Genomic DNA, 14,898 nt, shown 5'->3' with positions numbered 1-14,898 from the left:
GTTAAAACGCTTTTCATTCAAAAATGTTTAAAAAGAAGTATCCAGACTGCTTTGGATAATTCAAAAAAAAATTGATACTTCCTGGATTTTAAATTAATTGTTATCTTTGTACATTAGTTTCGTAAAAGATAGATGCTTCCGGTACTGTTTTAGGTAGAAGCCTATTTTTTTAATTTTTTTCAAATGAATATCTTAAGAGAAAAAATGATGAAATATGATGCTCCACAGCGTGCTAAAGCTGCAGGCATCTATCCCTATTTTCGGGCTATTGAAAGCGATCAGGACACAGAGGTTGTCATCAACGGGAAAAAAGTCCTGATGTTCGGTTCAAATGCCTATTTAGGTCTTACAAATCATCCGAAAGTAAAAGAGGCCGCAATTGCAGCTACAGAGAAGTATGGTACAGGAATGGCCGGATCACGTTTTCTTAATGGCACACTCGATATTCACCTTGAACTGGAACGAAAACTGGCAAACTTTGTGAATAAAGATGAGGCAATTGTTTTCTCTACAGGATTTACCGTAAATGAAGGTGTTCTTGGATGTATTACCGGAAGAGACGATTTTATCATCTGGGATGAACGTGACCACGCCTCAATAATTGAAGGATTAAGAACATCTTTCTCTACAAAGTATAAATACCGTCATAACGATATGGGATCTCTCGAGAAACAACTGAAACGTTGCGATCCAAGGAAAGTAAAGCTGATTGTTGTAGACGGTGTCTTCAGTATGGAGGGGGACTTGGCCAATATACCCGAAATAGTGAGGCTGGCGCGCAAATACAATGCCAATATAATGGTTGATGAAGCGCACAGCCTGGGTGTTCTCGGTAAGCGGTACAGCGGGCGTGGCGTGTGTGACCACTTCGGGATGCTCGACGATGTGGATCTGGTGATGGGTACATTCAGCAAATCTCTTGCATCCATTGGCGGCTTTATCGCTGGTGAATATCCTGTTATCAATTACCTGAGACACAATGCCCGTACCAACATATTCAGTGCAAGTATAACACCGGCAGCCACTGCTGCAGCTTCAGCCGCTCTTGATATTCTCAAGTCGGAGCCAGAACGGGTGAAGAGGTTGTGGGAGCTTACCGACTATGCTATTAACCAGTTTAAAGAGAGAGGTTTTGAATTAGGGCCTACCTCAACACCCATCATGCCGCTTTATGTACGCGACAATGATAAAACTTTCCTGATTACCAAACTGCTCTTTGAAGATGGGATATTTGTAAACCCGGTTGTTTCACCAGCAGTTGCACCCAACGATACCCTTATTCGTTACTCTCTGATGGCAACTCATACCAAGGAGCAGATCGACTACTCCATAGATCATATCACTGCAGTATTTAAGAAGATGAATATTCTGCAAGGAAATTGATTAGCATATGATGTGACAAAGGTGATGAGACCTGCTAACCAGACAAATAAACAGGCAGAAAACTTTAGAAAAATATCGAGGAAAAATAATGAATAAAAAACAGGTAAGCTGTTTTTCTTGTGGAATCTTCATTCTACTTTTTACCACTCTTTTTTATCAATGTAAAGCCAGTCTTTTCTCCGATAAAGTAGTTTTCATTGAAAATGGAAAAATTAAACTGGGCTTTGAAGAGAAAACAGGTAAGCTGATTCTCTTTAATGATATAGTTAGTGGCTATGAGTTTATAAACAAGAATGTTGTAATTGGTTTGCCCTGGGAGATCTGTTTCAATACCGATAAGACCGGCTTGTCTTATGCAGATGAAATTTCTCCTTTAAAATTTTCATATTCAAAGTTAGATGCACTGACACTCTCTTTATGTTGGGAAGATTTCGGTGAAATGGACAAATTAAGAGTGAATGCAGAAGTCACCCTTGATAAGAGCAAAGCGTTTTCTTACTGGAACATATCTGTTGAAGGATTGAATGGGCACGAATTAACTAGTGTGACATTTCCCAAGATTGCAGGGTTAAACGAGATGGAAAACGAAGAGTTGGTTATCCCTACATGGATGGGTAGTTTGTTTGCTGAACCCAGAAAAACACTAAAAAGAGGAAGTGGAAAAATGGAATGGATCTATCCCGGTGCACTTTCCAGTCAGGTAATTGCGATTTATAATCCGGAGAAGGCCGGTTTTTATGCTTCATGTGACGACTCTCTCTCTTTTGCGAAAAATTTTTCGCTTACGTTTGACTCTCTTAATACTTTAGTCTACAGAATGATTAATTATCCCTCATCTGATTCATCATTAGTGTCTTATTCGCCTGCTTATAAGTCTGTTATAGGCTGTTTTTCCGGCGACTGGCTTGATGTAGCGGAGATATACGGAGAGTGGGCTGTACAGCAAAGATGGGTCAAGGAAAGCAGGATGAGAAACAGGCTTACTCCCGTCTGGTTGGAAAACACAGCTCTGTGGGTATGGAACAGAGGACGGTCTGAATACGTGCTTCAACCCGCAGTTGAATTAAGAAAAAAGCTGGGACTCCCTGTCAATGTCCTTTGGCATTGGTGGCATAATTGCTCCTACGATAATAATTTCCCTGAATACTTGCCTCCAAGAGAAGGAAGCAAGTCGTTTATCCACGCTATTGAATCGGCCCGCCATTCAGGCGTTCATTCATTGGTATATATGAACGCAATTCAATGGGGAGATGCTTCGGAGAGTTGGAAATCTGGGAAGATAGAACCATATACGGTAAAAGACAGGAGAGGTAATATGCTATCACATGTTTATAATATCTTTACAGGTAACGCACTGATAAATATGTGTGTGGGTACAGAATTTTGGAGGAATCATTATTCCTCTTTGTGTGATAGTGTTGTGAATATTTACCGTGCTGATGGTGTCTATATGGATCAGACCTGTTTGAGTAGGATGTGCTATGATAAAAAACATGGTCACGCCATCGGAGGAGGTAATTATTGGGTGAACAGTTCGGGGAAGATGATCAAACAGATACAGTCCAAAGATTTTGGAGAAAGACAACCTGTTTTCACAGGTGAGGGTTCGGCTGAGAACTGGCTTCCTTACCTGGATGCTTTTTTAACCCTTGAGGCTAGCAGGGAGAGATATGCAGGTGTGGGAGATGCGGAAACAATACCATTTTTTCAGGCAGTATATCATCCATACGGAATTACTTTCGGGAGCTATTCCTCGTTGGTTACCCCTCCCTATGATGAGTTATGGCCAGAAGAGTTTGCCCCTGAAAAGGCCGGGCAATTACTGGATGAGAAATTCAATAAACAATTTTTAATGGAACAGGCAAAATCGTTTGTCTGGGGTATTCAAACAACTATAGCCAATTATAATAGTTTTTTGGATACAGAAAGAAAAGAGGAAATTGACTACTTGTTAAATATTGCCCGTTTACGGTACGAAAGTCTGAAATACTTGTTATACGGGAAATTTTTGAGGCCCCCTCGGATGGAAGTTCCAAATGGGGAAATAGATATTTCAAGATTATCTATATACGCAGGAAGAAAGGATGATAACGTGACTACTTTTAAAAAAAGTGTCCCGTTGTTATATTCGGGAGCATGGAAAGCAGATGATGGAGATTTGGGAATAGCACTGGCCAGTATAAGTGATTATACTGTTCCGGTTGAATTTACGTTTAATGCTGAAGATTATGATCTACCGCCGGCAGGTAAAATTTATATAAGAACGAATGAAGGGAAAAAGCTACTGGGATATTATTCAGAGGGTATAATAGAAATAAACATTTTTCTACCTTCGAAAGCTTTATCAATTATTGAAATAACGCAACTATAACAAGTGATGAGATATGCCTTAAGGAGGCCTCCTTCACAAACAAAAAACGGAAGGGGTTGAATCAAAATCAATTTCCTTCCGTTGTTGCCTTTCAGACAGATTACTTCCCTGCTGATATCTTTACTCTTATTTGTACGACTTGCAGTGTGGTTGCCTGGTATGTACAGGCTTTTTGCCGAACATATCCTGACAGTTACTTCTCTGACAAATAATCAGCAATACCTTCCTGCGTTGCAGTAAGTCCCTTGTCTCCCTTATGCCAGTCCGCAGGACAAACCTCACCGTGCTCTTCGGTGAACTGTAGCGCATCAATAACCCGCAGTATTTCATCTACACTTCTGCCCAGAGGCATATCATTTATAACCTGGTGACGTACAATTCCCTCCTTGTCTATCAGGAAGAGTCCACGGTAAGCTTCTGGCGAACCTTCAAAAAGCGTATTGCCAGAATCATCCATGGTATACTCTCCGGCCAGCACATCATATGCCATAGAGATAGTCAATGAATGATCTGCAACAATAGGATAGGTAACACCCTGTATACCTCCGTCGTTTTTGGGCGTTTGCAGCCACTTCCAGTGCGAAACGGCTGAATCTGTCGATGCTGCCACCACAACGGTGTCTCGGCCTTCGAACTCATTCAGTTTTATCTGGAACGCGTGGAGCTCAGTAGGGCAAACAAATGTAAAATCTGCTGGATAGAAGAAAAAAACAACATATTTTTTCCCGATATAATCTTCAAGAGAGAAATTTTCTACTATTTCCGAACCGTTTATAACGGCCTGGGCCCGGAATGCCGGGGCTTTCTTTCCAACTAATACTGACATAATAAAAATGATTAAATGTTATCAATTTGTCGTTCAAAGATAAAGGTTTTAGAAACGGCATAAAAATTTTCAGGTATATATGATACATAGAAAATTTTTATAAATCAGGGGGAGATGAAATACTTAATCCGCCTACCTTTCAATTATGATAAGACTTTTATTCGATATCTGTGGCAAAACGTTTGTCGTTATCAGTAAAATTAACATCATCAAACAGATAAAATCGCAAAAAAATAGCTACTTTTGCATGCAATAAAAAAAATAGGTAAAGCTTATGTCATTTATTGCAGATAAAATAATTATGGAAGGTCTGACTTTTGACGACCTCCTCTTAGTTCCTTCCTACTCTCGGGTTCTTCCCCGGAATGTGGATCTCACCACAAGGTTTTCCAGAAATATTTCGCTAAATATTCCAATGGTCTCGGCAGCTATGGATACTGTTACCGAAACCACAATGGCAATTGCAATTGCTCGTGAGGGAGGTATTGGAGTGATACATAAAAATATGAGTATCGAAGACCAGGCAAAGCAGGTGCGTGCCGTGAAGAGAGCGGAAAATGGAATGATACTCAATCCTATCAGCATTGCACCGGACAAAAAAGTTGCCGATGCACTGGCAATTATGTCTGAATTCAAAATTGGAGGAATACCTGTAGTGGACACTGAAAACAGATTGGTGGGTATAGTGACGAATCGTGATCTCCGGTTTGAAAAATCGATGGATAAAAGGATTGATGATGTGATGACGAAAGAAAATCTTATCACTACCCGTCAGACAACTAATCTTGAGGACGCTGCCGAAATACTTCAGCAATACAAGATTGAGAAACTGCCCGTGGTCGATTCTGATAACAAACTTGTTGGGCTTATCACCTATAAAGATATCACGAAGGCGAAGGATAAACCGTTTGCATGCAAAGACGAACAGGGGCAACTGCGTGTAGCAGCGGGAGTGGGTGTTACGAACGACTCCATTGATAGGGCAACAGCTCTTGTTGAAGCGGGAGTCGATGCAATAGTAATTGATACAGCGCACGGGCACTCTCAAGGTGTTGCGGATATGTTGAGGATGGTTAAGAAAGCTTTCCCCGAAATTGATGTTGTGGTAGGGAATATTGCAACTGCCGATGCAGCAAGATTTCTGGTAGATGCAGGTGCTGACGCTGTAAAAGTGGGAATAGGACCCGGCTCAATATGTACCACTCGTGTCATTGCCGGTGTTGGAGTTCCCCAGCTTTCAGCCATATATGAGGTGTCAAGGGCTTTGAAAGGAACAAATGTTCCTCTTATTGCAGACGGAGGCCTCCGCTATTCGGGAGACATTGTAAAGGCTTTGGCAGCAGGTGCTACCTCTGTGATGATGGGATCATTGCTTGCTGGTACGGAAGAGTCTCCAGGCGAGACCATTATCTTTAACGGTCGAAAATTCAAAACGTATCGAGGAATGGGATCACTTTCAGCCATGCAGCAAGGTTCGAAAGACCGCTATTTTCAGGATGTGGAGGATGATATAAAAAAACTCGTTCCTGAAGGGATTGAGGCACGTGTTCCATTCAAAGGTACCTTGCAAGAGGTTGTCTACCAGATGGTTGGCGGCCTTCGTTCGGGAATGGGCTATTGTGGCGCGGAGAATATTGAAAAACTTCACGATGCTAAGTTTACCCGGATCACCTCTGCAGGCTATACCGAAAGTCATCCTCACGGAGTGATGATTACCCGCGAAGCGCCTAATTACAGTAAGGGAAATGAATAATCTTTTATTTACCGGCAAAGCATGTCAAATCATTATGCAGGGGCTCCGCCGGAAAGTTTCTCAGATAATTTAATACAGAACTTGAGTCTCTGAGAATTAGTTTATTCTCATTTTGCTTCAATTTATAGTCCAGATAATGAGAGGGTTAAATCACATCGTGATAGACCCTTTTGTTGTGTAACCCCAGATTTATTATTTTTTCCTTAAGTCTTATGCAACGTTTTGCTCCTTGAAAACGTCATTAATAGTAAACAGGGAAATTCTATGTCGGAACATCGTTTAATACTTGCTTGCAAGCAGGGAAAATTGTGGGCGAGAAAAAAAGTCTACGAGCAGTATGCTCCCACTATGATGGCTCTGTGCAGGCGTTATGTTCCCGACGAAGAGGATGCTAAAGACGTTTTACAGGAAGGATTTCTGAAAATATTTACCGAGATAGGGCAATATTCGGGGAAAGGATCCTTCGGAGGGTGGATAAGGAAAATCTTTGTGAATACCTCGCTCGATTACATACGAAAAAAGAACCGGTTAAAGCAGAAGGAACTGTTAACGGATATTGAAACGGTAGATTATGAAAACACTCCTAATATGGAGTATATCACAGCTGAGGAGCTAATGCAATGCATCGGCGAACTTCCCGATACTTATCGTGCAGTTTTTAATTTGTTTGCTGTTGAGGGGTTTAGCCATCGTGAGATTGCCGAATTACTGGACATGCCCGAGAGTACTTCGCGGTCGTTCTTTTTTAGAGCGAGGCAATTATTACAGAAGAAAGTCATTCATTTAATGGAATGTAAATAAGGGGATGCTAAGATGCGATCATATAATAGATATAAAGTGATGCCGGATGATTTTTCGCGGGAAGTTGGGGATAAATTACGGGAACACCGTATACCCGTTACTCCCGATCTGTGGAAATCGTTGGCGGATAGGCTCCCCCGGCAGGGAAAACTTGTTTTCGCATACTGGTTGTGGGCAGCTGCCGGTGTGGTTGCCGTGGTGGCTTTATTGGTGTTCTTTCTGAATCCTTATACAGACGAACATGCTGTTCATATGTCACAAGAAAGGCCGGTGGATATGGCCAAATCGCAGCCTGCTGCCTCTGCCGGAGAATCCATCTCTACGCATATCGAAGAGCCAGTAAAGGACCCGTTGCTCACCCAGAACACCCAGCTTCAGAAACGAACGAAAAAGAAAGTGGCCGTTTCCGGAGTTGTTTCAGATATAAGTGAAAGACAAAAAGGGAAAGAATTGGATGTGCCGGAGATCTATTCCGAAGGGAGTAGAGTATCCATACTCCCTGTTGAATTGGAAGAAGCAGCCAAGTCCGATGGAACTATAGCTCACGAAGTAGTAAATACATATCCGGCGGATAGTATTTTTGTGGAAAACGACCTTCCTAATCTTGTTCAGGAACAACCGGGGCTTCGGTCGCTGATTGCGGCGTTGGGCAGTGGCGGCACTCCCTTGGATCTCTCATTCGGAGGTTATGATGCGAGTAACCCGATCTACGATAGTCCTATTCCGGGTGGTGAATTTAACAGCGGAGATGGTTTAGGTTCAGGAGGCAATTACAAAGTGCTTAGTCCCGGTGATTATACCGATATAGAACATCGTCCTCCCGTTTCATTCAGCCTGACGGCTGATTTTCCCGTCGGAAAGAATGTAGGCCTGGAAACCGGACTGTCCTACACATATCTGTTCTCGCGCTTCAGGCGAAATGATCATTTCATTTATCGCGGTACATTACAACAGCACTATATTGGGATACCGTTAACCCTTCGATATACAATATGGCAGGATGGTCCCCGGAGCATATATCTGTTAGGTGGGGCTACTATTGAAAAAGGGATTCGTGCTTTTTACAAACAGGAAATTGAGGGTAATGGAGGTATAGTGCATCACACCCATGTATATAACCGCATTGCCGGTCTTCAGTTCTCTGCTCAGGGTGGTGCCGGATTCAGCTACCGGTTACAAAATAATCTGCACTTGTTTGGCGAACCGAGACTGCTCTATTATTTCAGGAACAATCAGCCAATGAGTGCCCGCACGGAGAACCCACTGATATTCGGGCTGAATATAGGAGTCAGGATACAATTCAAATAACTAAATCTATATGGGTATGCAAAAGTTGACTTATTTATTTTTTATTGCCGGATTGTTACTTTTTACCGGATGCAAGGACTATGTGGATGAGTACGTTACCTACACCATCAACGAGCCGGTTTTTATGCCTGTGAGCGAGTTTAGAAGTGCCGTTGCTGTGGAGCAGCCTCAGCCCATCGTAAAACAGGGGAAGATTCTGTTTTTTAACGGTTATCTTTACATTTCTCAGCCGGAGAAGGGTATTCATGTGATTGACAACCAGAATCCGTCGAGCCCTCGCAATGTGGCGTTTATCGATTTGTTGGGAAATGCCGACATGCAGGTGCGCAACAATATTCTCTATGCCGATTCTTATATAGATCTGGTTTGGTTCGATATCAGCGATCCCGCCAAGCCTGTATATAAAGGTCGAAAAGAAGAAGTGTTCCCACAAGCTTTCCCTCCGACGGAGAATGGATTCAGCATTGATTACGAAAAATCGATGGACAGAAACAATGGTATTGTTGTGGGTTGGAAGAAGGTGGAGAAAAGAGAGCTGGTACGCTACTATAAACCACGCTGGTGGGGATGGGGTGGTCTGCAAAATGATGGGGCCATGTATGCTCCCGTGGGTGAAAAGGCGGGTGCCGGTACAGGCATTGCCGGTTCCATGTCGCGATTCGCCATCTATCACGACAATCTTTACACCGTGATGAACAATCAGCTTGGTATTTTCGACCTGTTGGGTGAGGCACCCGCAAAAGTAGGTCAAGATATGTATATAGGATTCAATGTAGAGACTATCTTCAGCTACAAAAACTGCATGTTTATGGGAACACCCACGGGCATGATCATTTACTCCATGGAAGATCCTTTAAAGCCGGAACGCCAGTCTATGATCAGTCACGTGTTCGGTTGCGATCCGGTTGTGGTGGAAAACGATATCGCTTATGTGACGGTTCGTTCGGGTACATTTTGCGGACAAGATGCCAACGAGCTGATTATCGTGGATGTGAGTGACGTGAAGCGACCCAAGCATATTGTGACCTATAACATGAAAAGCCCCAAAGGGCTCGGCATTGACGATGGAACACTTTTTGTCTGCGACGACGGCCTGCAGATCTTCAACGCGAACAACCCGCAGACCATCATGGCCAACCGGTTGGCACATTTCAAAGATATGGATGGGTTTGACGTGATCCCTGTCAATAATGTATTGATGATGATAGCCGCCGATGGTATCTATCAATATGATTATACCGATCTTCAACACATCAAACAACTGAGTCGTTTGCCTATCGGCAAATAAAACTTCCCTGTTGGCTCAATTGTCTGCTGCCGCCGAAGAAATCCGGCGGCAGTCTTGTTTAACCTGTAAGAAGGCTTAATTTCATTTTTTATTCTTCGGTGCCTTTTTGCATGGGGACAAAGATAAAATCTCCATGCTCCGACTCGCTGAACTTCTCCTCGCTTACGCGTTTGATGACGGTCATCTTTTGTCCCATCCTTCCCCCGACGGGAACAACCATCCATCCACCGATACGCAGTTGCCTTAACAACTTCTCCGGAATTTCATCAGGTGCTGCTGTAACAAGTATCTTGTCGAAAGGCGCATATTCCGGCAATCCCTCAAAACCATCACCGAAAAACAGCTTTGGATAATAACCTAACTTGTTGAGTGCTTTTTTCGAAGTAAGATGAAGTTCATGATACCTCTCGATACTGTAAACCTCAGCACCCATTTCGCAAAGGATTGCGGCCTGATAGCCACTTCCTGTGCCTATCTCAAGTACTTTTTCACCTGGTTGCAGTTTCAGCAGCTCGGTCTGATAGGCTACAGTATATGGTTGGGATATGGTCTGCCCCTTTTCAATCGGTAGCGGCTTATCAATATAGGCCAATTCCCTCAAACTCTCATCAATAAATGAATGTCTGGGCACTTTGGCTATGGCTGCTAAAACCCGTTCGTCCCTGATCCCTTTTCGTTTCAGTTCTTTGGCAAGGTTTTCGGCTTCTCTGTTATTGTTTTGGAATGTATCAGACATGGGGGACTTGGATTTTTCACTTTGCCTTTTTGTTGCATTAGATGCACAAGCAACGGATCCAGTGCAACACAAGACAATAATGAATAGTGAAATATAATGTTTTATTCTTATTGTTCTCATATTAGCTAAACATTAATTTGAGAATTCAAAGATAATGATTTTCTGTTTCTTATCTAAATACTTTCATTATTACTTACCTAAATACACTCATCGTTTTGCATTAAATTGAACTAAATATTGTATATTTCGGGTTGTTTTAAATTATTTGGTCAGTAACATGCGAAAAGTAATTTTTTTATTCTTTTTGTGGATCTTTTCATCATTATCTATTATGGCTCAGAAAAGCGACATTCAATCTTTAATAAAATCGGTTCGGGAAAAATATGCACCCGACAGCAGAGTAGAATTGTTTAGGGTTGAGGCTTCTCAGCAGTCTGATACCATCCTGCTCAATGGTGAAACTACAAGCGAGCCGGCGTATATGGAATTGATGTCGCGGGCAAAAAAAATATCTGCAAATGTGAAGGAGAACATTCGCCTTTTACCTGGTGAAGAGTTGGGTGATGAGACATGGGGTGTGATTTATAATTCAGTGGGAACAATTCGATCTGAACCCGGATATGATTCGGAACTTGTATCGCAGTCATTACTTGGGATGCCCGTTAAGATATTGGAGAATAGAGGAGGATGGCTGCGCATTCAAACTCCTGATAAATATATAGGCTGGATAAACGGCTCGGTAAAGGCGATGACAAAACCAGACTTACAGCGATATCTTCAGAAGCCGAAGATAATTATAACTTCTCTTTATGCCCGATCTTTTGAAAATAACAATACCTGTTCTTATCCCGTATCCGATCTGGTGGCAGGAGATATGTTGACAGTTAAGCCGGGGAAGAGTAAATTTTATGAGGTGGTTTACCCCGATGGCCGCGAGGCGTATGTGAGAAAGGAGGATGCTTTAACAGTAGATGAGTGGAGCTGCAGCATAGAACTGACCGGGGAAAGCATTGTGAAAAGCGCTATGCAATTCATAGGCGTACCTTATCTCTGGGGAGGTACTTCTTCCAAGGGGCTCGACTGCAGCGGGTTTACCAAATTGGTCTATTTTCTGCACGGTGTTATTCTCTCGCGCGATGCCTCCCAACAGGTGTTGTATGGCAAGCTAATTGATGAGACAGGTAGTTTTGACGAGGCTCAGCCTGGCGATCTACTGTTTTTCGGCTCAAAAGCTACCGAAGACAGTCCAAAAGAGAGGGTGGTACATGTAGGTATTTATATCGGTAATAAACAATTTATCCATGCATCCGACTATATACGTGTAAACAGTATAGATCCGCCCAGCCCGTTATATGACAAATTCAATGCCAACCGTTATCTGCGCACCAAAAGAATCATTGGTGAGGTGGACAGTGAAGGCATTGAAGAGATTTTCAAGAACAATTTTTATAAATAACAAATAAATAGTAATATTGAAGATGAAACAAGACCGCCGGCAGTTTCTTAAAACATCTGCTTTTATGGCTGCAGCTCTTGCAGCTCCTTCGTTTACTTTGAGCGGTGCTTCCAAAAAAACGGCAAAATCATCAGTAAAAATGAAACTAACCTGGATTCCATACGATTTACAACTGAGACATACATTCACAATTTCGGGTTTCTCAAGAAAAACCACACCCGTAGTACTTACCCGGATAGAGTATGATGGACTGGAAGGGTATGGAGAAGCGTCTTTGCCGCCCTATTTGGGTGAGACACAGGCTTCGGTTATTGAATTTTTGAAGAAGGTAGATCTGTCAGGATTCTCTGATCCCACACATCTGGAGGAGATTTTATTATATGTTGATGCAATTGCTCCCGCTAACACTGCGGCCAAGGCCTCAGTGGACATCGCACTGCACGACTTGGCAGGAAAGATTATCGGTGCTCCCTGGCATAGGATGTATGGGCTGAATAAAACGAATGTGCCAGATACTACTTTCACTATTGGTATAGATAGCGATGAAGTGGTTCGTGAAAAAACACGCGAAGCGTTGGGGCGTTTCAACATATTGAAGATAAAGGTAGGAGGGCCGGATGATAAGCGGATGATTGAAGCTATCCGCTCCGTAACCGATCTGCCACTGGCGGTAGACGCCAACCAGGGATGGAAAGAGCGCAGTGAGGCGCTGGATATGATCTTCTGGATGAGAGAGCGAGGGGTGGTGATGGTGGAGCAGCCCATGCCTAAGTCCGATTTAGACAGTATTGCCCGGCTGACGGAGGAAAGCCCGCTCCCCATCTTTGCCGATGAGTCTGTGCAACGGCTCGCCGATGTGGAACGACTAAAAGGTGTCTTTTCCGGCATCAATATCAAATTAATGAAGTGTACCGGTATGCACGAAGCGTGGAAGATGCGCACCCTGGCACAAGCGCTGGGGATGAAGGTGATGATGGGCTGTATGACGGAGACCTCCTGCGCTATTTCTGCTGCATCACAAATCTATCCGGGAATGGATTTTGCCGATCTCGACGGTGCGCTGCTGATAGGAAACGATTGCTTCGACGGTGCAAAGCTTGAAAACGGAAAAATGATCGCTTCCGACTTGCCCGGAATCGGTGTGCTTCCCATTTTTACTTTACCAGCTCCTCAAAGAGGCGGTTGAAGGTGGCATCCAGGTCAGTTGTTTTCCCCGGATGAGTGGGGGAGGCCTGCAGGATAGAACTACGCGTGGCCGTCAGCCAGCGGAACCGTTCGGCAGTCTGTGCAAAAACTCTTTTTTTATGAGTTTTCCATCCAATGGATTTGTGAGTTTTTCAGGGTGTAATTAATTATAATGGAGATTATAAAGTCGATTTGAATCCCATTCATTACCATAATTTGAAGAGTGAGCAGGTAATGCGGCTGTATGGATAGTTAGTAACTCAATTTATATTCCTTTAACGTTCTTTTAAAATCATCTCCGAAAATAGTAACGCATCTCCGGAGGTTGTAAATGATCATCAACAAGTTTACCTCACTCATGACGTTCGTTTTGCCTTTCATCACGGTATATGTAAAACCCCATTGTCGCTTGAGAACGCCGAAGGGATGCTCTATTAATTGTTGGCGAAGCTTATAATAATCCTTGCGCTCTCTAACCCTTAAGGTGTTTTCATCGATAATATCTTGATATTCACTCCGCTCGATTACCCGCCCGAGTTTATTCTGAGTGCATTCCCCTCGAACTGTACAAGTTGCGCACGCTCTGGTCTTGTATATCTTTGATTTGTAATTGGGATGGTGGGACCAACCCGCGTGCGGTGACATAATTTTTCCTTCGGGACATGTGTAATGATCCTCTTCTTTATTGTATATGAACCGGGATAACGGGTAACAATTTGCACTGGGAGACGTGCTGGGCATGGGTGATGAATAGGTGGTTATGCCGGCTTGCTTGCAAAGGTGTAACTGATCACCGGTAGTGTACCCTGCATCACTAAGAGTTTTGAAATGTTTTAATCGCGGTAATGACTTTATCTCCAGGCAGACTCTGCAAGTTCCCGCTTATCTGTTGATCCTCCTATATGGGCGTGAACGAACAATTTATGTTTGCCATCAGTGGCCGCCTGGATATTATAACCAACGCCGGAAATATTTCTTGATGACATCAGGTTGCGGGAATCCGGATCGGTAAGGCTAATTTGACTCTCCGCTATCTTTCAATGATTCATTGAGCTCTTGGTACTTCTTTTTTCGAGTCAAATAGGGAGCTATCTTCAATTTAGCGAGTTCCTTGTCTTTCGCGTCGGATTCGGTTAATTCTTTCTCGTATTCTTCTATTTTCCCGTCAATATATTCTATGTGTCGCTCAATCTTCTTTTGGCTAAAGTTGTTTCTCAACCCGTTTTGAGCAAATATTTTAAAGGAATCAATCGCTATCGTTTCTCCTTCAATGGCGTCGAGTTCTTTTAGCATGAGAACAAATCTTCTGAAAGATGCCTTGAATGCATCGGCGTTCTCCTTCCGGAAATACGCTATCGTACTGAATGAAGGTGTCAATCCTCGTAGTAGCCACCACAGTTCAGCGTTAATCTTGCAGGAGTACGCCAGTTTTCTGGATGACCTGAGAGAATGTTTATAGCCATACAGGTACAGCTTCAACAACGTGGATGGGTTATAAGGAGGGCGTCCTTCTTTTTTCGTGTTCGAATGTTTGAAGCCTAGCTCCTCCATAGGTAACATGTCTACGAAAAAATCAATTACTCTAGCCCACGAATCTACCGGAACAACTTGTTCAAGCGATAGAAATTGTAACTTGTTGCGATCTTCGCCAAAAATGTGATTCATTGCTCTAACGGTTTGATTACAGGTTAAATATACGAAAAAACTCTGAGATGTATGATTATTATTATGATTTTTTTTAGTTTTTGCACAGACTGTCGGGTGCTTACGATCTTTTGATATTGACACAAT

The 14,898-nt window shown here is 42.9% G+C and carries 11 protein-coding genes and 1 pseudogene; 8 read left to right on the top strand and 4 right to left on the bottom strand.

What is annotated here, in order from left to right; translation table 11 throughout:
• Positions 1-183 precede the first annotated feature (183 nt).
• Both spt and KDN43_RS02655 read left to right on the top strand, forming a co-directional pair.
• Positions 184-1,383: a serine palmitoyltransferase gene (spt, locus tag KDN43_RS02660; protein WP_238868152.1), complete on the top strand. Its 1,200-nt coding sequence runs from the start codon at positions 184-186 to the stop codon at positions 1,381-1,383.
• An 88-nt stretch (positions 1,384-1,471) separates the two neighbouring features.
• Positions 1,472-3,754 carry a DUF6259 domain-containing protein gene (locus tag KDN43_RS02655; RefSeq protein WP_238868151.1) on the top strand — a complete coding sequence of 761 codons (2,283 nt, stop codon included), beginning with the start codon at positions 1,472-1,474 and terminating at the stop codon, positions 3,752-3,754.
• A gap of 193 nt (positions 3,755-3,947) precedes the next feature.
• Here the strand turns inward: KDN43_RS02655 and KDN43_RS02650 are convergent, their stop codons facing one another.
• Positions 3,948-4,580: a peroxiredoxin gene (locus KDN43_RS02650; RefSeq protein ID WP_238868150.1), complete on the bottom strand. Its 633-nt coding sequence runs from the start codon at positions 4,578-4,580 to the stop codon at positions 3,948-3,950.
• Positions 4,581-4,854: 274 nt separating this feature from the next.
• Between KDN43_RS02650 and guaB the strand changes: the two genes are divergently transcribed.
• From guaB to KDN43_RS02630, 4 genes are all read left to right on the top strand, one after another.
• A complete protein-coding gene (gene guaB, locus KDN43_RS02645) occupies positions 4,855-6,333 on the top strand; it encodes an IMP dehydrogenase (protein ID WP_238868149.1) in 1,479 nt (492 codons plus the stop codon).
• A gap of 264 nt (positions 6,334-6,597) precedes the next feature.
• A complete protein-coding gene (locus KDN43_RS02640) occupies positions 6,598-7,134 on the top strand; it encodes an RNA polymerase sigma factor (RefSeq protein WP_238868148.1) in 537 nt (178 codons plus the stop codon).
• A gap of 12 nt (positions 7,135-7,146) precedes the next feature.
• Positions 7,147-8,442: an outer membrane beta-barrel protein gene (locus tag KDN43_RS02635; RefSeq protein WP_238868147.1), complete on the top strand. Its 1,296-nt coding sequence runs from the start codon at positions 7,147-7,149 to the stop codon at positions 8,440-8,442.
• Positions 8,443-8,458: 16 nt separating this feature from the next.
• A complete protein-coding gene (locus KDN43_RS02630; protein WP_238868146.1) occupies positions 8,459-9,730 on the top strand; it encodes an LVIVD repeat-containing protein in 1,272 nt (423 codons plus the stop codon).
• A gap of 88 nt (positions 9,731-9,818) precedes the next feature.
• Here KDN43_RS02630 and KDN43_RS02625 read toward each other — a convergent pair whose 3' ends face one another.
• Complete coding sequence (locus KDN43_RS02625) at positions 9,819-10,466, bottom strand: protein-L-isoaspartate(D-aspartate) O-methyltransferase (RefSeq protein ID WP_238868145.1); 648 nt, start codon at positions 10,464-10,466, stop codon at positions 9,819-9,821.
• Between the two features lie 331 nt (positions 10,467-10,797).
• On the opposite strand from KDN43_RS02625, the gene KDN43_RS02620 reads away from it, so the two are divergent.
• Positions 10,798-11,922 (top strand): C40 family peptidase, encoded by a 1,125-nt coding sequence (locus tag KDN43_RS02620; RefSeq protein WP_238868144.1) that lies wholly within the window; start codon positions 10,798-10,800, stop codon positions 11,920-11,922.
• A 22-nt stretch (positions 11,923-11,944) separates the two neighbouring features.
• The gene (locus KDN43_RS02615) at positions 11,945-13,108 is read left to right on the top strand and encodes a dipeptide epimerase (RefSeq protein WP_238868143.1); all 1,164 of its coding nucleotides are present in this window, start codon (positions 11,945-11,947) and stop codon (positions 13,106-13,108) included.
• Here KDN43_RS02615 and KDN43_RS02610 read toward each other — a convergent pair.
• Both KDN43_RS02610 and KDN43_RS16640 read right to left on the bottom strand, forming a co-directional pair.
• Positions 13,077-13,160, bottom strand: a complete 84-nt coding sequence (locus tag KDN43_RS02610; RefSeq protein WP_407681802.1) for a hypothetical protein — start codon at positions 13,158-13,160, stop codon at positions 13,077-13,079. The two genes, KDN43_RS02615 and KDN43_RS02610, sit on opposite strands and share 32 nt — an antisense overlap.
• Before the next feature lie 199 nt (positions 13,161-13,359).
• Positions 13,360-14,772 (bottom strand): annotated as a pseudogene (locus tag KDN43_RS16640) (IS1182 family transposase).
• Between the last annotated feature and the right edge of the window lie 126 nt (positions 14,773-14,898).

It is taken from the genome of Proteiniphilum propionicum (assembly GCF_022267555.1).
Lineage (GTDB): Bacteria > Bacteroidota > Bacteroidia > Bacteroidales > Dysgonomonadaceae > Proteiniphilum > Proteiniphilum propionicum.
Note: the sequence above shows the minus strand (reverse complement) of the source record. Positions and strands in the feature narration are given on the sequence as shown.